Raw genomic sequence first — 17315 nt, forward strand, 5'->3', positions numbered from 1 at the left:
GTCATGAAATCTCGACACGACGTTCGGATAAAACGAGTTTACGATCTGCCTTCGGAAATAGATGGCGTTCGTGTTCTTGTGGATCGATTGTGGCCTCGAGGGTTGCACAAATCAGATGTTAAAATGGATTATTGGTTAAAGAATGCTGCCCCAAGCCCCGATCTTCGACACTGGTTTGCTCATGACCCGGCTCACTGGGATGAATTCAAACTGAGGTATCGTCATGAGCTTTCTGAAGGAAATTCCGACATCAAAAAACTTGAGAATCTTATGAAAAAAGGGAGGATCACTCTTCTTTATGCTGCGCATGATCCGCTTCATAATCACGCTCTTGTTCTCCAGAAATTTCTGGATGAGCAGGACATATAGGTATTGACGCTAACGTATAAAAAGTATTCGTCCGTTATCACGTTTTTAGGAATTATGTTCCATGCCGAATTTAAGTTTTGTTAAGACAGATCAAAAGAATTCTCCCATTATTTGTGACGATGCGATTGTCCGGGTCCATCGCTCAGGCATCATCGAGTTGTGGGATGACAACGCAGTTCAGATGTTTGGCTTTGCGGCAGAGGAAGCTATTGGGAAGTCACTTGATCTGATTATACCGGAAAAATTACGTGAACGGCACTGGAAAGGTTGGTCTTATGTCGTGGAGCAGGGAGCAACAGGTTTTAATTCAGATCGTACACTCACCGTGCCGGCTTTAAGACGGAATGGTTCGCAGATTGTTGTTGTATTCAATATGGATATCATAAAAAACCATAGTGGAAATATCGATGCGATAAAGGTTGTTTTTCGTGATATCAGGAAGCAGCCATGAAACCGTATCGTATTACGTCGGAATTCAATGCGATAACCCTTCCCGCAGGTCTGCGTCAGCGTCATGCCACGAAGGCTGGCGTATGGGCAGTTATCCGTATTCTGGAAGGAACTGCGACGCTCGTGTACGTTGACACTGGAGAAGTCAGGCATCTGACATCTTGTGAACCAGGCCTTATCAAACCGGAGCAGACGCATTACCTAAAATTATCTGGTTTGGTCCGGCTAAAACTGGAGTTTTACGATTCTGATCCAGTTCATTCTTTGTGAAGTATATGAACACTTACATCTGTAGCTGTAGGGCCGACGCTTTGTGAAATGCTATATGCCCAGTTTTCTGGCTGACAATCTCGTATTGAGGTTCCTGGCCTGACGCATGATGATGATACCCATTGACGAGAAATGGTGATGTGTGAATTTTCGTAATTTTACCTGTGACATAACCGGCTTCAGAGTTCCATGAAACAATGTCGCCAATTCTGAAGGTTTGTGAAGACATGGTAATTTTCCTTATGCAACCGAAGACACTGTAAAATGACCAAGGTTAAATGTAAGACGATTTATACGATTGGTCACTCTACGCATTCCCTTGACGAGTTTATAACACTTATTTGTCATTATCATATTACATTCGTGGCGGATGTTCGTGCGTTTCCGTATTCTAGACGTAATCGGGATTACAATGGTAATGTCCTGCCTGAAGCGCTTGGGAAAGTAAACGTTATTTATCGTCATTTTCCGGAGTTAGGCGGGAGACGTCCGCGGTCCAGAACCGTTGCACCTACGATTAATGCATTCTGGCGTGTGCAAAGTTTTCATAATTATGCCGACTATGCTTTAAGCGATAAATTTCAGAATGGTCTAGCAACTTTAATCGAAGCGAGCCGATATGAAACGGTTGTTTTAACGTGCGCAGAGGTTCTCTGGTGGCGGTGTCATCGGCGCATTATTTCAGATTACCTTCTTTCTAAAGGTTTGACGGTGATCCATATCCTGTCGTTGACGAATACGCAGGAAGGTGTTCTTACGCCTGGTGCTGTTGTCGCACCAACAGGTTGTTTAACATATCCTCTTCCAGAGTCCGTATGTGTCCAAAATGATGAGAAGTCATAATAAAAATCAGAATATTCCATCGGACCCCGAAGAAATGTTCAGTGTTCTGAGACTCTTTGATGGTGTTTCAAAGCATGAAAAACGTCTGCTTTTGTCATCTGTGAAAAGAACGATGTTTGCCCCCGGTGTAATTTTGTTTAAAAAAACGATAAACCTAAAAGTTTATGGATTGTGTTTGATGGCGTCATACACTTAAGGAGTCCGCATCCAGAAAAGAAAGAAAATATCACTGTTATGAGTATGATAACTGGTGACTTTCTTCTTCCTGCAGCGGTCGTAACACGACAACCTGGAGGGTTCTAAAAACCTCTTGGTATTGAGGCCTACGCTGTGATTCCATTTTTCTGGTTCTGGTTGGAGGAATGGCGCTATGAAACAGGCGGGATTTTTTGACGTTGAAGAGCGGCTTGCTCGGTTAAGCGGTCTTGGCGACCAGCTTGAAGCGTTTTCCCGGACTGTGGATTTTGAGGTGTTCCGCCCGGAACTGGACAAGGCACTGGCCTATTCAGACGGGAGCAAAGGCGGGCGTCCACCGTTTGATCCGGTGCTGATGTTCAAGATCCTGGTGATCCAGACACTCAACAATCTGTCCGATGAACGGACGGAATACCTGATCAACGACCGTCTCTCCTTCATGCGCTTTTTAGGTCTGGGGCTGTCGGACCGTGTACCTGATGCCAGAACGGTATGGCTGTTTCGAGAGCGTCTGACCCAGGCTGGTGCGATTGGTGGTCTGTTCAATCGCTTTGACGCAACCCTGCGTAACGCTGGTTATCTGCCGATGTCAGGCCAGATCCTGGATGCCACGCTGGTAGCGGCTCCGAAGCAGCGCAATACCAATGCGGAGAAGGCGGATCTGCGTGAAGGACGGATCCCTCAGGACTGGCAGGACAAGCCGTCAAAGCTGTCCCACAAGGACAGGCATGCGCGCTGGACCCTGAAGTTCACGAAAGCGAAGCGACAGGAGGACGGGAGTATCCCTGCAACAGATCTGGCCATCCCGTTCTTTGGCTATAAATCGCACATCTCCATCGACCGGAAATTTCGGCTGATCCGCAAATGGAAGACGACAGATGCCGCCGCCAGTGATGGCGCGCGATTGAGGGAGGGCCTGCTTGATAAAAGCAATACAGCTTCAACGGTCTGGGCAGACACAGCCTACCGCTCAAAAGCCAATGAGGACTTCATGGAAAAGCAGGGCTTTGTCTCGAAGGTTCACAGGAAAAAGCCGCATCTCAAGCCTATGCCACGCCATATCCAGAGATCCAACGCAGGAAAGTCCGTTATCCGGTCGCGTGTCGAGCATGTCTTTGCCGATCAGAAATCACAGACGGGGCTGTTCGTCCGAACCGTAGGCATAACGCGGGCCACCATGAGGGTCGGGCTGGCCAATATCGTCTATAATATGCGCCGCTTTCTCCTCTTGGAGCGGATTAACGCCGCCGCGTAGCAATCCAGAGCAGGAAACCATCGCTCTGCTCAAAACCCAGAGTAAAAGTTAGACCAGGGAAGCAGCAGTCAACACGCTAAAAACCTGAAATCAGGCACAAGAGAAGTCAATCAAAGGTTTTTCGAACCCTCCACCTTATCTTCTGGAAGCTTATTGTGCCTCAGCAGCGACGATGCTCAAATTGATACAAATATTATAGACGCATTGTGTTCTCTTGATTCATCGTTCGCACGTATTATGCTGGAATATGTTGCAAAACAATTTAGGAATAATACTAGTCAGACGAGTTCTAATTATCATTGTAGTGGTTCACAGCGCTTGTTCTGTTATCTTGTGAAACTTTCCATTATACAGGACAATAGGAAAAAAGTCGTACTTCCGCATAGCAAATCTCTAGTGGCAGCGGAGCTTTGCATAACACCTGAAAATTTATCCCGTATTATAACACGGTTTCGTGGTGAAATTTTAGAAGTAAACGGTTCGGAAATAACGATTTTAAATTATGCTCAGTTAATTAGTCTTTGCGGACACATTAGGGCTTAATGATTAAAAGATAAAATATGGAATAAAAATGTATTATTTTAAGTCGTATTTATTTTTATCAATGATGGTTAATAATTGTTCAATGTCACCGGGTTCGACATCAAGCGTATCGGGCATTGATTGCAACGCCTTGTAAATATCTTCCCGTGTAAAATAACTTTGAATTACCGTGGAAGCTCCGATGTCCTGAGGACGATGTGGATACGTATGACCAGTAATCCGATGATAAGCAATGGCGGCAATGGTCAAAGCGACGGCATTCAGGCCGACTGGCACAAAAGGAAATAAGAAACCAGTCGTAAGATCATGATTGCCAGGATGGAGGAGCGTTGCTGTGAGTGCCGACGCTCCTCCAGGAGGATGAAGTGATTTTGAGGCGTTCATTGCAGCGATTGCGAGTCCTACTGAAAGAGCGCAGGCGATAAGAAGTGGTACATCGAGAATAAGCGAAACTATGACGCCAATCGTTGCTGAAAGAACATTTCCTAAAATCACAGCTCGAGGTGTTGCTAAAGGACTGGCTGGAACACCGAATGCAAGGACGGCCGATGCACCCATAGGTGCAATAATGGCGGCACTTTCAATTGGCATTAAGATAAACCCGGCAGAATAAGATGCTATTATACCAACAAACCCGCTAATAGAAGCACGTAATGAAATAAAATGACTCATATTGTATCCACTACTTTGCTTAAATCAAGATAACGTGCAGAATACTCTGGTGTTCAAAAAATGTAAATGCAAAACATCTCTTGATTGCGGGATTTCATCGATTCATATGATCGAACCGTAGCGGTGCGTGAATCTATGCCACATTTAATCACAAAGCTAGTAATATAATAGCATTTTATGATGAGATTCTGAATCTATGGATCACCGTAATTCACGCTATGATAATTGGTGACACGTTAGTTGAATAAACGCTGGAATGATGAGCGTTGGAGTTCCGTGCTGCAAAGGAGCCGATTATGCCGCTATTTACTCAGAAGCCTGTTGCGTCTTCTGCATGTGCTTTATTGATGTTCTTATTGACAATGAGCCACGTAAGACAGGACGGTTACGTCCGGAAGCCGCAGATGATGCAGGTCCGTGACCGCAACTAGCGCTTGTTGGTTGTCGAAGTGGGACGTTGATGTCGTTCGTGATATCGTCAGGGACTATGTGATCGCGGGTTTGGGCATTGAAGATGGGATGCTGGTCATTGATAACACTGGATTTCTGAAGAAAAGCTATCCATCCGGCGGTGTGGGGCGGCAGTATACAGGTTCTGCGGGCAAGATTACGAACTGCCAGATCGAGGTATTTGGTGCGTAGCTATCTCCGGCTTGGATATGAAGGAGGCTGTATAGAATTTGGTTCCTTCGTTTGCCTGGAAACACAGCCTCAGACTGTCCCGCGTGTCGTCTGGCAGGATCGCTAACACCACGAAGGCGGTCTTGTTCGAGGCAGTTCCGTCACTGCGGATATCGACCCGACTCCCACTCATGAAGATGGTCGGATAGCAGGGTTCTTGCAACGATGTCGCTGGGAATTTCGCTGCAACATTCCCTTCTTTCTGTTCTGTTGCTCATCATAAACATAGAAAATCAAAACACAGATCACTCAAAAAAACGTCCTGTCCTTAATACCCACTTTTATAAATATACAAATAATATTGAAAATAACTCGCAATATCAGAATAAAATATCTATTGCCGAAACAAAAAGAGGGTCCTAAATCTGGTTTGTATTTACCAGAAGCAGTAGGTTTTTTTATGTCACGTCTCCATCCTCTGACTGAACGTCATGCTGTCGAGAAACTGGGATGGCTACGTGCAGCTGTTCTCGGTGCCAATGACGGAACGCTGTCGACCGGCAGCCTCATCGTCGGCGTTGCCAGTTCTCATGCGACACACGGCAACATTCTCATCGCGGGACTGTCTGCGCTTGTCGCGGGAGCCCTGTCCATGGCGGCAGGCGAGTATGTCTCGGTCAGTTCCCAGGCGGATTCCGAACACGCCGACGTTGCCCGTGAAAAACAGGAGCTGGCAACGGATTGGGAGGGGGAAGTTGCCGAACTGGCTAGGATCTATCAAAAAAGAGGTCTGGATGAAGATCTCTCACGCAAGGTCGCCGTCTCTCTCATGAAACATGATGCGCTTGGCGCCCATGCAAGGGATGAACTGGGTCTGTCCGAGGCCACGGCGGCAAGACCCATACAGGCGGCATTCGCCTCGGCAACCGCCTTTTCATCTGGGGCATTGCTGCCCGTGCTGGCGGCGGTTCTGACCCCTCTGGCGTGGGTGTCCTGGGGCGTGTCCCTGACGTCCGTCGTGGTTCTCGCTGTTCTGGGCGTCGTTGGCGCGATTGCCGGCGGCGCGGCGCCTCTGCGCCCAGCACTGCGTGTGACGTTCTGGGGTATTGTTGCGATGATCGTCACGGGCGGAATCGGCCGTCTGTTCGGCGTGTGACACCGCGTTGCAAGCTCTGAACGGTGCATGTCCTCTATAGTCTTGACTTCATCCAATATATCTATAATCGTCGATTTATAGATACAGAATCTGCCCTCGCTGCCCTAAGCGCCCTGTCACAGTCCACTCGGCTGGAGATTTTCCGCCTGCTGGTGCGCCACGAACCGGACGGCCTGCCTGCGGGCGAGGTCGCGCGGTATCTTGATGTCCCGCAAAACACGATCTCGACCCATCTCGCCACCCTGACGCGCGCGGGCCTGCTGACCTCGCAGCGCCACAGTCGGCTGATCATCTATCGCGCCTGTCTGCCGCGCCTGCGGGACCTGATGCTTTTCCTTGTCAGGGACTGCTGTGCAGGCAGCCCGGAACTCTGCACGCCCCTGGTCGCGACCCTGTCCTCCTGCTGTCCGTCCCCGGAATCCTGCTCATGACCATCACGATCTACCACAACCCGGCCTGCGGCACGTCGCGCAATACGCTTGCCCTGATCCGCAACAGCGGCGAAGAACCCCGGATCATCGAATATCTGAAAACGCAGCCGAACCGGGCCGAACTGGTCGATCTGATCGCCCGTATGGGCGTTCCGGTACGCTCGGTCCTGCGAGAAAAGGGCACGCCCTTTCACGAACTCGGCCTGGATAATCCGACCCTGAGCGATGACGCGCTGATCGACGCCATGATGGCGCATCCGATCCTGATCAACAGGCCGATCGTCGCAACGTCGCCATTATGAAGATTTTAGTCGCCAACGCCTTGAAGACTACCGAAGACGCAGAAATATCGTCGCGCACTGCGTTGCGAATATCTGCCGGTATATGAAGCAACGCCCCGTCGATCTGGCATACGACCAGCGTGCCGGCCGGCCCGAAATTCATTCGCCAGGCCGGCCGGCACGCTGACGGCACGATCCCCTCCAAACGGGATCAACATGCCTTTGGTGAGCCGATCGAGCTGCATCTTCGACGCGTCCTTATATTTTTTTCGGGACGTAGGGAGCGCTGAAGGCGCTCCTTACACCTGCGCAGACCCCGTGAATCCCTTCGCCACCTCAGGATCGCCGCCGTCAGGCTCGTTCGTCGGCTTTATGTGATACCAGATCGCATAAAGCGCTGGCAGGAACATCAGGATCAGCCCGGTTCCGGCCGCCGTGCCGCCGATCAGCGTATAGGCCAGCGATCCCCAGAACACCGATTCCGTCAGCGGGATGAAGGCCAGCACCGCCGCCAGGGCCGTCAGGATAACCGGACGGGCACGCTGCACGGTCGCCTCGACCACCGAATGGAACGGATCGAGCCCCGCCGCCTGATTGACCTTGATCTGTCCGATCAGGATCAGCGTGTTGCGCATCAGGATGCCCGACAAGCCGATCAGCCCCAGGATCGCGTTGAAGCCGAACGGCTGATGGAAGATCAGCAGGGTCGGAACAGTTCCGATCAGCCCCAACGGCGCGGTCAGGAACACCATGAACATGCCGGAGATAGACCGGGTCCCCCTCGGCAATATGCAGATCGATCCCTCGCAGCACATCGCGGCCACCAAGCTGCTTGCGCACCTGTTCGATCGTGAGAACACTCATCGTGAAGCTCCTTGCGTTTGTACCGAGACAGGTCTTTCAAGAGGATTTGTGGAGGGCCTGACGCCGACCACAAAGGCTGAGACTCCAGACGCTTTTTTATCCGACTGGTAGCTGGAACTGTTTTTCTGCCGAAGAACAAAAACGAGAACCCGAAACAATGACGATGCGATATTCCATGTGATGATAAGAGACAGCACAAAACCAACCCATACAACCAGAAGCACTGCAGCCTGGGTTTGGTGGCCGCCCGTATACAGACTATAGCTAAAGAGGGCGAGTGTTCGTGTATCTGCGGCAGACAGGAGTTGAGGCACCGCCAGATTGCCGGTTACGAGTGTGCCGACGAGAAATGCGGCTGACTTGAGGGTAGGCAATAGCAACGGCATGGTGATACGAAACACTGTTTGTAAGCGGTCTCTACCCGCAATGAGAGATGCTTCTTCAAGATCTCGCGAAATCTGAACAAGTGCCCCATGAACAATCTGGACAGAACTTGTCAGGCTGCCTGCAGTCAATGCAGCCACCATCACCCATGTCGTACCGTAAAGACTACGCAGTCCTGGAACAGAGACATAAGCCCATAATGTCGCAATCACTCCGGCAACCCCTGGCAGACCAAGAGATAGAAGAGTGATCGTGCGCAAGATGCTACCCTGTCTGCCACCGATACGAACTGCCAGGTAAACAACCGCAAAAGCAGTGCCCGCAGAAGCAATGCCAGTCACGACAGCAATCAGTGTCGTTGTAATGAGTACTTGTGGCAGGATCGGGTTCGCCAGCACAGCAGCATAACCATCGAGAGACAACCGATCAAACCGACCTGGAAAACTCTGAAGTGATGCGATGACAATGGTGGCAAACGGGAAGATAACAGCCACTAGCCCAAAAAGAAGGACAACAGCAGTTCCCACCCAGCGCCAAGGGCCCAGACGTGCAATTTGTTTCGCCCCCGCCTTGCCGGTAACAACGGTAAAATCGCGATTTTGCAAAAGACGATGTTGGCCCCAGGCTGCAAGAAGCACCAAACCGATCAGGAATACCCCTAGCGTGCTTGAAAGTGCATAATCAGGCTTGGGTGCGGTAATCAGATCTGCGATCTTTCGGCCAATAATAGTGATGGAAGGGTCATATTTCCCCAATACAACGACACTTTCATACTGCTGAAGACCCCCGATCAGCCCGACAAGGATCACACTGGAAAGCACCGGGAGCAAAAGCGGCAGGGCAATGTTTATTTCCGAACGGAAGCGCGAGGCACCGCAAACCAGTGCTGCTTCTTGCAGGCGCCCATCGAAAGAACGGAAAGAGTCGATCAAAAACAGATAGACATGGGCGGCCGTGCAGATGGCTCCGACAAAAATTATACCCGCCCAGGATTCAGTTTCGAACAGCGCGGCATGGCTACCACTGACATGCCTCCATGCGATATTAAGCAGACCATTAAAACCATTTCCAAAAAGCCCGTATGAAATGGAATAAAACAGAACCGAGATATTCATCGAAATGACAACAAGTGTCGGAATTACCTGTTTAAGTGGGGCATCGGTGCGAGCATGAATGAACGCAAGCGCTATAGCCCCCGGAATTCCAAGTGCGGCCACCAGTGCAGAGAGTAATGCTGATTTCCAGAATAACCCGTTAGACAGAAGTGTCTGCCATAATCTGCGATAGCCATCGAAGGTCCAGTGTGCATTGCCACTGAGTGGAGACCCTGAATGGCATGAACCATAAAGGATCATCATCAATGGCCACAGAACGAGAATTCCAAGCAACAGATAAACAACAGCAAGCAGCATTTGAAAGCTGCTGTCATTTCTTCTGACAAGCAATCTTTGTCCTGAGTTTGCCATTTCACGACCCATCCTGCAAAGTATTATGGAAAACAGAGGCTGAGTATTTTATGTTATACCCAAGAGCATGATGTAATATTTCACGAGGCCGCACCTTTTTTGGATCGCAGCGACACGAAATTTTCTGGTCCGGACGGACCAGAACGGCTTCAAGGGCCTCTGAACTTGCCAGTGCATCGTGCAATGCGGGTTCAACAATTATATCAAGAACAACGCCGATACTCTTTGCTTCCTGCTGCCATTGGCTCTTTACAGACGCAGGTAGGATTTCTGGACTTACAAGTGTGAAGTGACTGTTTGTCTTTCCGTAAATAAGTTCTACGGACTGCTTGCCTACCGCCCCAGGGAAACGGTGTCCGGGTAACAGAATATCTTCGTAAACGAAGGGATCCCAGGCACGTTCATGATCATGCTGGCTATCGCGGTACAGGTTGATCGAGGACGCGTCATAACGTTCATCAAACTCTACGCCAATGGCATTGTGCCACCCCTTTTTCTGTTCCAAAAAGCGGGTAATGTTTGCTCTAGCCTGCTGGGCTGCCTCGCCATGATCGCAGTCATCTGGGATTGCCATACCCTTAATGTAGTCTGCTATCTCAGTGCGATAACGGCTTGCATTATAAGCATGCTGGGCGACCCGCAGGGCATGAGGACGGCGCTCCTGATCGTAAGAGTCTAAAAGGTCAGGACCTGCATATCCATTCAAGACTGCAGCTATCTTCCACCCAAAGTTTGCAACATCACCAATACCCTCAGCCAGATTTCCCCCTGGCGGACGTACATGCGCAGCATCCCCTGCCACAAAAACCCGACCGATCTGAAAACGATCAGCGATACGTGTGCCGACAAGGTAAGGACCTGCTGATTCAAATTCGACGGGAATATCAGATCCAATTGCATTCTTTGCATAGGCAACAAAATCTTCGGCCGAATGCTTGGAGCCGACAGGAAACGGGCCAACTGGAAACCCCCAGCGTACATCGTCAAACAGGCTAAAAAGATTCGTAAATCCTTTATTGTAAATGATATTGTTAGCGCGTGGCGGAGTGCCTAGAGTTTCAAAAACATGGGGAACCTTCACAGCGACATTATAAAATTTTTCTGTCGAGTTAATTCCAGAACGAGTAATGCCCGCACTGCGACGCACTGAGCTTGTCGAGCCATCCGCCGCTACCACAAAATCTGCTGCGACCTGATATTCAACACCCGTAGCCAGATCCCGGATACGGACGACTGCTCCACCCGAGGTGTTTTCATCTACACCGACGGCCTCATAACCTCCGGCAATAACGGCTCCTTGGCGGACTGCTTCCTCTGCCAGCACACTACGCAAGACATATTGTGGCCGACCAAGCCGTTGAGCCATTGAGAAGATAGTTTCATCACTATCCAACTCAGATGATGAGGTCGTAGAAGCCACCAAATCATGCCCGACGAGAGATGTCCGAACAACCGGAGGGCCAACCCACTCTGGCGGTACAGTCCAGCGTTTTGTCAATTCCTCCCACACACCCCAACGATGCAAATGCTCGACAAGCCTTCGGTTAAAGCTCCGGGCACGGACGTGATCATGCGCAATTTCTGTCTCCCGTTCGATCAGGAATACCCCAACCCCACGTAGAGAGAGTTCAAGGGCAAGAGCAAGCCCCACAGGTCCACCCCCCACAACCAGCACTGGACTATGTTGCGGTAGCCTGAGATGCGGCAGCTCTGTTATTGCCGCATTACCCGGTACAGTTGCACCGGGAACCGGCCTGCGGTGCAAGGGCGTGCTCACGCATTAGCCTCCGCAATCGCACGGGGATGATCAACCAGGGCAGGATTACGTGCTGCCTCTACATCCACCTGCGTAGTCCGTTCGCGTAGTGTCCGGACTAGAGCGCGGCGCAGTTCCTGCGTGGATGGGTCAAGCAGTTCCTCACCATCTTTTCCGTAAAGTTCGCTCAGTCCGCCAAGCGTAATTGCTGAAACACCCAGTCGATAATGGTCTGTCAAATAATCGGCGACAGAATCAGGGGTGCCTACCAAGCTAGGTCCATGCCCCGTCAGGGCAGACAGTCTTGTATACAGTGCCCGCTCAGGTCGGAATTGACCTTCTTCACGGCTATCAGCCGCCAATTCAAACGCTTTTGCATCACCATAAGAGAAAGGTCTGAAGGAAGGATCCTCTTGTTGGCGCAAACGGATGTAGTTAGCAACAAAGTCTGCCGTTTCTCGGGCTAAATCCCATGCCGCCTCATCGGTTTTAGCCAGAATGACGTTATACCCCCCTGCCCACCCCGCAATTGTGCGACCCAGGCCTCTGGCCGCCAGCCGTGCCCGTTCCAGTTCAGTCCCAATTTGCTCTAATCCCAGAGCGCGATAGGCCCAAAGATCAGCGTGGGCCATTGCAAAAGCAAACCCTTCAGGAGAACTACCAGCAGCTTGAAACACTGGTCGAGGCCTTTGAATGGGATGCACGGAGGAACGTGCGCCCCGCACTCGATAAAACTCCCCTTCGTAATCAAATTGCTCGACAGCCCTCAATTCTTGCTCGAAGAGGGAAACATATTCAGCCGACCGTCTCCGGCTTCTCTGATTTCCAGTCTCTCTTTCATGGCGAGCCGCCTCGGTTCGATTATCCGACGAGGTTCCCTGTCTTCAGGAGGCGGCCGAAAATCATAAAGCCTGCGGGCGCAAGGCCGTCCGATGGCTACCAGCGGATCGATACCCTTTCCTGTAATTCCCGCACCGCCTGGCCGCTGGCGTAACCCGTGTCGGCGAGTACCGTTTTTGGGAGACCGATCGTGTCTTCCATCGACAGCACCGTGTCGGCAAAGAATGGCGCGTCTGCTGATGTGGCGACAACGCCGGTTGTCACGATCAACTGGCTGCCTTCGGCGCAGACCACGGCCTGGGCATTGTAAGCCTGCCCGAATTCATGGGCGTCCGAGCGCCGCATGAGGCGGCTTTCGGGATCGGTCAGACTGATCTGTCTCTCGAGTGCTGGTTCCTCATCGGGCGATTGGGGCGCCCGGTCGCGCCGCCTCGGCCTGTGCCGCATCGACTTCCAGTCGGGCGCACGCCTCATCCAGCTTCGCTTTCAACGTCTCCCGGCGGGCAAGTTCTTCGGGCAATGCCTGCGGATCATCGCGTCACTCTACAGCCTCTCCGCTTCAGGGCGTACCCCAACCCGACAGCCTGCTAGACAAGGCCTACGGCGCGTCGTCAGTTAAGCAGAATAATGATTGAGGCGAACTGAACGGCTGCGACGAAAGTTGATTTCAGTTTATCGTAGCGCGTTACGATGGCGCGGAACTGCTTGAGTTTATTAAAGAACCGCTCGACAAGGTTCCGTTCACTGTAAAGAGCGAAGTCGGTTTCCCGCTGCATCGTTCTATTGCGTCAGCCCTGCGCCCACTGCATATAAAAGCCAAGACCCGTCTTCACGCCCAGCATTTCGATCACCACCAGCATGATGAACGACGCACCCAGCCCCATGAACAAACCGACGAAAATCTGCGGCAGGGTGGCAGGCAGCGCCACATGGAAGACCAGAAATCGCTCCTTCGCGCCCATAGTGCCGGCTACGTCATGAAAGGCCGGATCCACGACGGAGGCGATCCAGCTTGACGGAATCATCACGAAATCCAGCGGCAGAAGCGCGATCGGAGACAGAGGGCCGATCATACGCAGGACGGGATGCGCCCAGTAACGGAACCGCAATGACCGCCCGAGTCCGATCCCGGTGGTGATGCCGATAAGTGATCCCAGACCGTAGCGTGAGCGGTGGCAGCACGTCTCCTGCTTTGACTACAGATGCGGATGACGTCATGAGAAACCTCGTTGCAGATATCAGGACAACCCGATCCTGCCGCGAAAACTTCCCTGTCTCATAAAGAGTTCTTGTCATCCGTTCCTTGAACATTATTCAAGCTTCCGCGGCGGCGGCCAGAAGGTCGCCTATATCGTTCGCGGCGTCTCCGAGATGATTGCGCCGCACGAGGATGGTCTCGATCTCGGGGACCGCCGGAAGGGCGTCGCTCGTGATCGTGGGCAAGCCTTCAGCGGTGGCGAACCTGCGTGTGCGGCAACTCACTCCCAGTCCGCCGCGCACTCCGGCCCGCATGGCGGGCAGGTTGGGTGTTTCCAGCACCAGCCGGTAATCACGCCGTTCCTGTGTCAGCGCACGCAGGGCGGCGTCACGAAAACGGCAGGGTGGCTCAAGCAGAACGAGGGGCACTTCGGATAGTTCGGCGATGGCCGGATCGCCGATCCATGTCATGCGGTCCTGCCCGACGACTTTCCATGACGCGCCGGGACGGTCTCCGTGTTGCCCGAGGCACAGTACCAGATCGAGTCTCGATCGGTCGAACATCTCCAGAAGCTCCGCCGATCCGCCGATCTGGATCACAAGGCGGGAGCGGGGATGTGCGAGACGAAACTGTCCCAGCACGTCGGGAAGAAGCGTGTCGGCAAAATCCTGCACCATGCCGACAGTAATGGGTTCCGGCTCCGAATCCTGACCGAGCGTGCGCATGATCCGGTCATTGAGAGCGAGGAGCTGGCGTGCGTAGCCGACCAGTTCCTCGCCGATGGGCGTGAGGATCAGACGGCGTCCATCGCGACGGAAAAGCTTCTGCTGGAGCACGTCTTCCAGACGCTTCATCTGCAAGCTGAGCGCGGACTGTGTCAGGAAAATCGTCTCGGTCGCCTGCGCCATGGAGCCAGCCTCCACGATCGCCACGAATGACCGCAGAAGCTCGCTCGGAACATTCCGCGCCATACGCTGGGGCAGGCGAACGTCCAGATGAGCGTCGGTGGGTGGGCCAGAATAAGGCCGGATGGACTGGGACATGGTGGGCTCCGCTCTCGATCTCCGTTTAATGGCCGGCTCGGTCACATTGCGACGGGCGAGTGTGCACTGAGTATTCTTTGCTTGCTTTTTGTCAATTTTCAAGGTTAATTTTAAAAATAACTATATTAAATAGTTACTTATGAGCTGGAGGACACGAGCTCTGAGAAGTTGGAAGCCTATTCTTCCGAACACAGTGCGTTTGAGCATTTTCAATCGGTTGATCTGTCCCTCAACCGGGCTGTTTGTCCATGGTGTGACGAGATACGTTTCAATGGCAGCCGCATCCCGTTCAAACGCGGGAATCAAACGCGACAGTAGCGTCATCTTTCCTTTTTCCAACAGAGCCTTCAGATCGCGTTCCATGTTGGAATCCCTCTTTTTAAAAAGCAGGGTCTGCATTTTCCTGAGCCAGCAAAGCGTGGCGAAAAGGTACGGTTCTGCCTCGCCGTCAATAGCAAAGCTCGCCCTACTCTCCCGATTGGTCAGCCAGACTGCTGCCCGCGCAAGCATGTCATCGCCGAAATCCTCCTGCAGGCGGGTATATCTGGCTGCGATGTTGAAACCTGCGGCACCCTCCAGCTGCTGACTTTTCCAGATGGAAGGACAAAAATGCCTTGTCCCCGGCATGTTGTCCCGCACGCGCCACTTTTTAATATTGGTGGCCTGGTCCTGGCTTGCAGTAACAACCAGCTCGTCATTCAACGCGGAGACATAGTTGCCACCGACCGCCGCTTCAGTTTCCAGTTCATGTCCCGTCAGAAACTCATAGAGGAAGGCGGCGCGGCGTGCGTATTGCCCGGTCGGTTCCCGCTCTATCCAGTCTCGCACGAAATCAGGTCCCGACACTTCGAATACCCGTTCCAGCAGTTCGAGGTTGGTTGGCTCATAACGTAAATGGAACTGAAGATGTCCAGCCGAGCTCTCAACGGGGCGCATACTTTCCGAGTAAACTTCATGGCTCTCAAAACCATAAAGATACACACGACACGCCTCATCTATAGGAGAGCGCTGCCTGCGAACCTTAAGCTGGCAGGCTTTCAAAGGGATCAAGGGTTGTGACACCTGTTCCCTGGAAATGTCGTAGGTTGCGGGTTAGCACGACATAGCCCTTCATTATCGCTGTCGCCGCGATCGACAGGTCGGCCATTTCGGGCATGCGGCCTGCCTGACGTACCGCCTGTGTCATACGTCCCAATTCGCGTGCTGCCTGAAGATCCAGCGGCAGCACTCGGTGCTGATAGAGATGGAGAAGCGTCTCAAGCCATTCAGAAAGTCGTTGTGCCTTCTTCAGGCTGCCGTTGTCCCGTAATTTGGCAATACCAGCGTCAATCTCCGCAATTGTAATGACAGAAATGAACAGCTTGTCACTGTTCCTGTCCATCCATTCAACGAGACCTGTCTCTATCCGGGCCTTGGTTGGTGCGCCCGCAGACAGGACGTTTGTATCGACGAGATACACTCAGAATTCCACTTCCCGGAGACCACTCTCAACTCTTTCCGGGAAGTCAGCTTCATCCAGGGGAGCACTCATCAGCAAACGGCCAAATGAGGGCACGCGGGAAAGTCTCTCCCACTCCGCATAACTCAGGATAACAGCCGTTGGTTTACCGTGCCGCGTAATGATGGCCGGCTCCCCCGCGCAGGCGTGATCGACAACCGCAGACAGGGTAGCCTTGGCATCGCGTAGCTGAATTTCATGCATGATCGCCCCCACTGAAACTACTGTAGTCATAGTATGAATGTGACCTCGTTGCAAGAGAATGCGCCTGATCCGAGACCACCCGAAGTTCCAATCCATTCATTCAGAACGTATCCCGGAAGCATCATTCCTTAAAGAACGCGGCATCACGATCAACGCTCTCATCCCTGGCGATTTCCGACGCTGGTATGGAAATGCAGAGCACTTGGTTAACTGGGAGAATGATGGAGTAGACATCCGAAATTTCTTAGATGAAAAAGGTTATATTCGCTCTCTCGCCCAGAATACAGAATATTATTTTAATAAATGCATAACTTTGACTTTTATTATATCTTCGAATTTTGGTGTAAGAATGACACCAAAAGGATATATACTTTATGTATCTGGAAGTTCTACTTTTATCATTCAAAGTTATACTGAAAAACTTACTGCTTTTTAGGGCGTAATGTCGCATGGGGTTATCTAAAACTAATGAATCCAACACTCAACTTCCAAGTTGGAAATATTGCTTCGTTGCCAGTCGATCCAAAGATTTTGAACAGTATTGATGGGAATGTAGCAGAAAGTCTGGTTGGCTCATAACGTAAACGGAACTGAAGATGTCCAGCCGAGCTCTCAACGGGGCGCATACTTTCCGGGTAAACTTCATGGCTCTCAAAACCATGATGCCGACTCTCCCGGCGCGAACCGGTCGTGCTGGTCACGGGAAAGCCGCAGCAGGGATCCCTACCCTCAATGAACGCATTCCATGCCCGCACAGTCAGCGCGCAAATCTCACTCGGCAGCATGCGTGTCCGTGAAATCGCCGCATGCTTCCCAGTCACCGGACGCTGATCTCGCGGGCGATCTGCGGCGCACGAAACGCCCAGTGCCGTGAACGCGGATCCCGGATGATCACATCCCTGCCGGTTTTCGTGTTCCGGACGACAGATGCGAAATTGATGACATTCGATGCCATTGGAGCGTCTTTCAGGTTGAG

At 51.8% G+C, this 17315-nt stretch carries 19 protein-coding genes and 7 pseudogenes; 11 read left to right on the forward strand and 15 right to left on the reverse strand.

The window, feature by feature from the left end:
- Window positions 1-3: 3 nt before the first annotated feature.
- The 3 genes from LKE90_RS08275 (at window position 4) to LKE90_RS08285 (ending at window position 1089) form a co-directional block, all read left to right on the forward strand.
- Window positions 4-369: a DUF488 domain-containing protein gene (locus tag LKE90_RS08275; RefSeq protein ID WP_291501416.1), complete on the forward strand. Its 366-nt coding sequence runs from the start codon at window positions 4-6 to the stop codon at window positions 367-369.
- A gap of 61 nt (window positions 370-430) precedes the next feature.
- Window positions 431-820, forward strand: coding sequence for a PAS domain-containing protein (locus LKE90_RS08280; RefSeq protein ID WP_291501417.1), 390 nt, complete (start codon window positions 431-433; stop codon window positions 818-820).
- A complete protein-coding gene (locus LKE90_RS08285) occupies window positions 817-1089 on the forward strand; it encodes a DUF1971 domain-containing protein (protein ID WP_291501418.1) in 273 nt (90 codons plus the stop codon). Before LKE90_RS08280 ends, LKE90_RS08285 begins: the two co-directional genes overlap by 4 nt.
- 13 nt (window positions 1090-1102) lie before the next feature.
- Here LKE90_RS08285 and LKE90_RS08290 read toward each other — a convergent pair whose 3' ends face one another.
- Window positions 1103-1318, reverse strand: coding sequence for a DUF2945 domain-containing protein (locus LKE90_RS08290; RefSeq protein ID WP_291501419.1), 216 nt, complete (start codon window positions 1316-1318; stop codon window positions 1103-1105).
- A 35-nt stretch (window positions 1319-1353) separates the two neighbouring features.
- On the opposite strand from LKE90_RS08290, the gene LKE90_RS08295 reads away from it, so the two are divergent.
- The 3 genes from LKE90_RS08295 to LKE90_RS16475 all read left to right on the forward strand — a co-directional run bounded on the left by LKE90_RS08295 (window position 1354) and on the right by LKE90_RS16475 (window position 3925).
- The gene (locus tag LKE90_RS08295) at window positions 1354-1932 is read left to right on the forward strand and encodes a DUF488 domain-containing protein (RefSeq protein WP_291501420.1); all 579 of its coding nucleotides are present in this window, start codon (window positions 1354-1356) and stop codon (window positions 1930-1932) included.
- A gap of 370 nt (window positions 1933-2302) precedes the next feature.
- Entirely contained in the window at window positions 2303-3382 is a 1080-nt protein-coding gene (locus LKE90_RS08300; RefSeq protein ID WP_011252003.1) for an IS5 family transposase, read from the forward strand.
- A gap of 237 nt (window positions 3383-3619) precedes the next feature.
- A complete protein-coding gene (locus LKE90_RS16475; protein ID WP_367117421.1) occupies window positions 3620-3925 on the forward strand; it encodes a helix-turn-helix domain-containing protein in 306 nt (101 codons plus the stop codon).
- 33 nt (window positions 3926-3958) lie between these two features.
- On the opposite strand, the gene LKE90_RS08305 is transcribed toward LKE90_RS16475, so the two are convergent.
- Entirely contained in the window at window positions 3959-4597 is a 639-nt protein-coding gene (locus LKE90_RS08305) for an HPP family protein (protein WP_291501421.1), read from the reverse strand.
- 296 nt (window positions 4598-4893) lie between these two features.
- On the opposite strand from LKE90_RS08305, the pseudogene LKE90_RS08310 reads away from it, so the two are divergent.
- Window positions 4894-5230, forward strand: a pseudogene (locus tag LKE90_RS08310) (transposase); the annotation flags it as partial.
- On the opposite strand, the pseudogene LKE90_RS08315 reads toward LKE90_RS08310, so the two are convergent.
- Window positions 5205-5450, reverse strand: a pseudogene (locus tag LKE90_RS08315) (transposase); the annotation flags it as partial. The pseudogenes LKE90_RS08310 and LKE90_RS08315 overlap by 26 nt on opposite strands.
- Window positions 5451-5678: 228 nt before the next feature.
- Here LKE90_RS08315 and LKE90_RS08320 point away from each other — a divergent pair.
- From LKE90_RS08320 to arsC, 3 genes and pseudogenes are all read left to right on the forward strand, one after another.
- Window positions 5679-6374, forward strand: a complete 696-nt coding sequence (locus LKE90_RS08320; protein ID WP_291494657.1) for a VIT1/CCC1 transporter family protein — start codon at window positions 5679-5681, stop codon at window positions 6372-6374.
- A gap of 77 nt (window positions 6375-6451) precedes the next feature.
- Complete coding sequence (locus LKE90_RS08325) at window positions 6452-6805, forward strand: ArsR/SmtB family transcription factor (RefSeq protein WP_291494692.1); 354 nt, start codon at window positions 6452-6454, stop codon at window positions 6803-6805.
- Window positions 6802-7095: pseudogene (gene arsC / locus LKE90_RS08330) on the forward strand (arsenate reductase (glutaredoxin)); the annotation flags it as partial. The gene LKE90_RS08325 and the pseudogene arsC, both read left to right, overlap by 4 nt.
- Window positions 7096-7385: 290 nt before the next feature.
- Here the strand turns inward: arsC and LKE90_RS08335 are convergent.
- From LKE90_RS08335 to LKE90_RS08385, 11 genes and pseudogenes are all read right to left on the reverse strand, one after another.
- Window positions 7386-7901, reverse strand: a complete 516-nt coding sequence (locus LKE90_RS08335; RefSeq protein WP_367117422.1) for an efflux RND transporter permease subunit — start codon at window positions 7899-7901, stop codon at window positions 7386-7388.
- A gap of 45 nt (window positions 7902-7946) precedes the next feature.
- Entirely contained in the window at window positions 7947-9800 is a 1854-nt protein-coding gene (locus LKE90_RS08340; RefSeq protein ID WP_291494656.1) for an ABC transporter permease, read from the reverse strand.
- 1 nt (window position 9801) lies between these two features.
- Entirely contained in the window at window positions 9802-11577 is a 1776-nt protein-coding gene (locus tag LKE90_RS08345; RefSeq protein ID WP_291494655.1) for an FAD-dependent monooxygenase, read from the reverse strand.
- Window positions 11574-12326, reverse strand: a complete 753-nt coding sequence (locus tag LKE90_RS08350; protein WP_367117410.1) for an LLM class flavin-dependent oxidoreductase — start codon at window positions 12324-12326, stop codon at window positions 11574-11576. The genes LKE90_RS08345 and LKE90_RS08350 overlap by 4 nt, the downstream gene beginning before the upstream one ends.
- 53 nt (window positions 12327-12379) lie before the next feature.
- A pseudogene (locus tag LKE90_RS08355) lies at window positions 12380-12928 on the reverse strand (transposase); the annotation flags it as partial.
- A gap of 79 nt (window positions 12929-13007) precedes the next feature.
- Window positions 13008-13181: pseudogene (locus LKE90_RS08360) on the reverse strand (IS5/IS1182 family transposase); the annotation flags it as partial.
- A gap of 6 nt (window positions 13182-13187) precedes the next feature.
- Window positions 13188-13559, reverse strand: a pseudogene (locus LKE90_RS08365) (ABC transporter permease); the annotation flags it as partial.
- 151 nt (window positions 13560-13710) lie between these two features.
- Window positions 13711-14637, reverse strand: a complete 927-nt coding sequence (locus LKE90_RS08370; protein ID WP_291501422.1) for a LysR substrate-binding domain-containing protein — start codon at window positions 14635-14637, stop codon at window positions 13711-13713.
- A 120-nt stretch (window positions 14638-14757) separates the two neighbouring features.
- A pseudogene (locus tag LKE90_RS16605) lies at window positions 14758-15081 on the reverse strand (transposase); the annotation flags it as partial.
- Window positions 15082-15658: 577 nt separating this feature from the next.
- The gene (locus LKE90_RS08380) at window positions 15659-16096 is read right to left on the reverse strand and encodes a type II toxin-antitoxin system VapC family toxin (RefSeq protein ID WP_291501084.1); all 438 of its coding nucleotides are present in this window, start codon (window positions 16094-16096) and stop codon (window positions 15659-15661) included.
- Complete coding sequence (locus tag LKE90_RS08385) at window positions 16097-16369, reverse strand: type II toxin-antitoxin system Phd/YefM family antitoxin (protein ID WP_291501085.1); 273 nt, start codon at window positions 16367-16369, stop codon at window positions 16097-16099.
- A gap of 28 nt (window positions 16370-16397) precedes the next feature.
- Here LKE90_RS08385 and LKE90_RS08390 point away from each other — a divergent pair, with 28 nt between their 5' ends.
- Window positions 16398-16775 carry a hypothetical protein gene (locus LKE90_RS08390; RefSeq protein ID WP_291501086.1) on the forward strand — a complete coding sequence of 126 codons (378 nt, stop codon included), beginning with the start codon at window positions 16398-16400 and terminating at the stop codon, window positions 16773-16775.
- 381 nt (window positions 16776-17156) lie between these two features.
- On the opposite strand, the gene LKE90_RS08395 is transcribed toward LKE90_RS08390, so the two are convergent.
- Window positions 17157-17294, reverse strand: a complete 138-nt coding sequence (locus LKE90_RS08395; RefSeq protein WP_291501087.1) for a hypothetical protein — start codon at window positions 17292-17294, stop codon at window positions 17157-17159.
- Window positions 17295-17315: the final 21 nt, after the last annotated feature.

This window comes from Acetobacter sp. (assembly GCF_022483985.1).
Classification (GTDB): domain Bacteria; phylum Pseudomonadota; class Alphaproteobacteria; order Acetobacterales; family Acetobacteraceae; genus Acetobacter.

Excerpts from the sequence above, each read along its gene's own strand:
- LKE90_RS08275 (WP_291501416.1), top strand. The coding sequence starts at position 4 with ATGAAATCTCGACACGACGTTCGGATAAAACGAGTTTACGATCTGCCT.
- LKE90_RS08280 (WP_291501417.1), top strand. The coding sequence starts at position 431 with ATGCCGAATTTAAGTTTTGTTAAGACAGATCAAAAGAATTCTCCCATT.
- LKE90_RS08285 (WP_291501418.1), top strand. The coding sequence starts at position 817 with ATGAAACCGTATCGTATTACGTCGGAATTCAATGCGATAACCCTTCCC.
- LKE90_RS08290 (WP_291501419.1), bottom strand. The coding sequence starts at position 1,318 with ATGTCTTCACAAACCTTCAGAATTGGCGACATTGTTTCATGGAACTCT.
- LKE90_RS08295 (WP_291501420.1), top strand. The coding sequence starts at position 1,354 with ATGACCAAGGTTAAATGTAAGACGATTTATACGATTGGTCACTCTACG.
- LKE90_RS08300 (WP_011252003.1), top strand. The coding sequence starts at position 2,303 with ATGAAACAGGCGGGATTTTTTGACGTTGAAGAGCGGCTTGCTCGGTTA.
- LKE90_RS16475 (WP_367117421.1), top strand. The coding sequence starts at position 3,620 with ATGCTGGAATATGTTGCAAAACAATTTAGGAATAATACTAGTCAGACG.
- LKE90_RS08305 (WP_291501421.1), bottom strand. The coding sequence starts at position 4,597 with ATGAGTCATTTTATTTCATTACGTGCTTCTATTAGCGGGTTTGTTGGT.
- LKE90_RS08320 (WP_291494657.1), top strand. The coding sequence starts at position 5,679 with ATGTCACGTCTCCATCCTCTGACTGAACGTCATGCTGTCGAGAAACTG.
- LKE90_RS08335 (WP_367117422.1), bottom strand. The coding sequence starts at position 7,901 with ATGTGCTGCGAGGGATCGATCTGCATATTGCCGAGGGGGACCCGGTCT.
- LKE90_RS08340 (WP_291494656.1), bottom strand. The coding sequence starts at position 9,800 with ATGGCAAACTCAGGACAAAGATTGCTTGTCAGAAGAAATGACAGCAGC.
- LKE90_RS08370 (WP_291501422.1), bottom strand. The coding sequence starts at position 14,637 with ATGTCCCAGTCCATCCGGCCTTATTCTGGCCCACCCACCGACGCTCAT.
- LKE90_RS08385 (WP_291501085.1), bottom strand. The coding sequence starts at position 16,369 with ATGACTACAGTAGTTTCAGTGGGGGCGATCATGCATGAAATTCAGCTA.
- LKE90_RS08390 (WP_291501086.1), top strand. The coding sequence starts at position 16,398 with ATGCGCCTGATCCGAGACCACCCGAAGTTCCAATCCATTCATTCAGAA.
- LKE90_RS08395 (WP_291501087.1), bottom strand. The coding sequence starts at position 17,294 with ATGGCATCGAATGTCATCAATTTCGCATCTGTCGTCCGGAACACGAAA.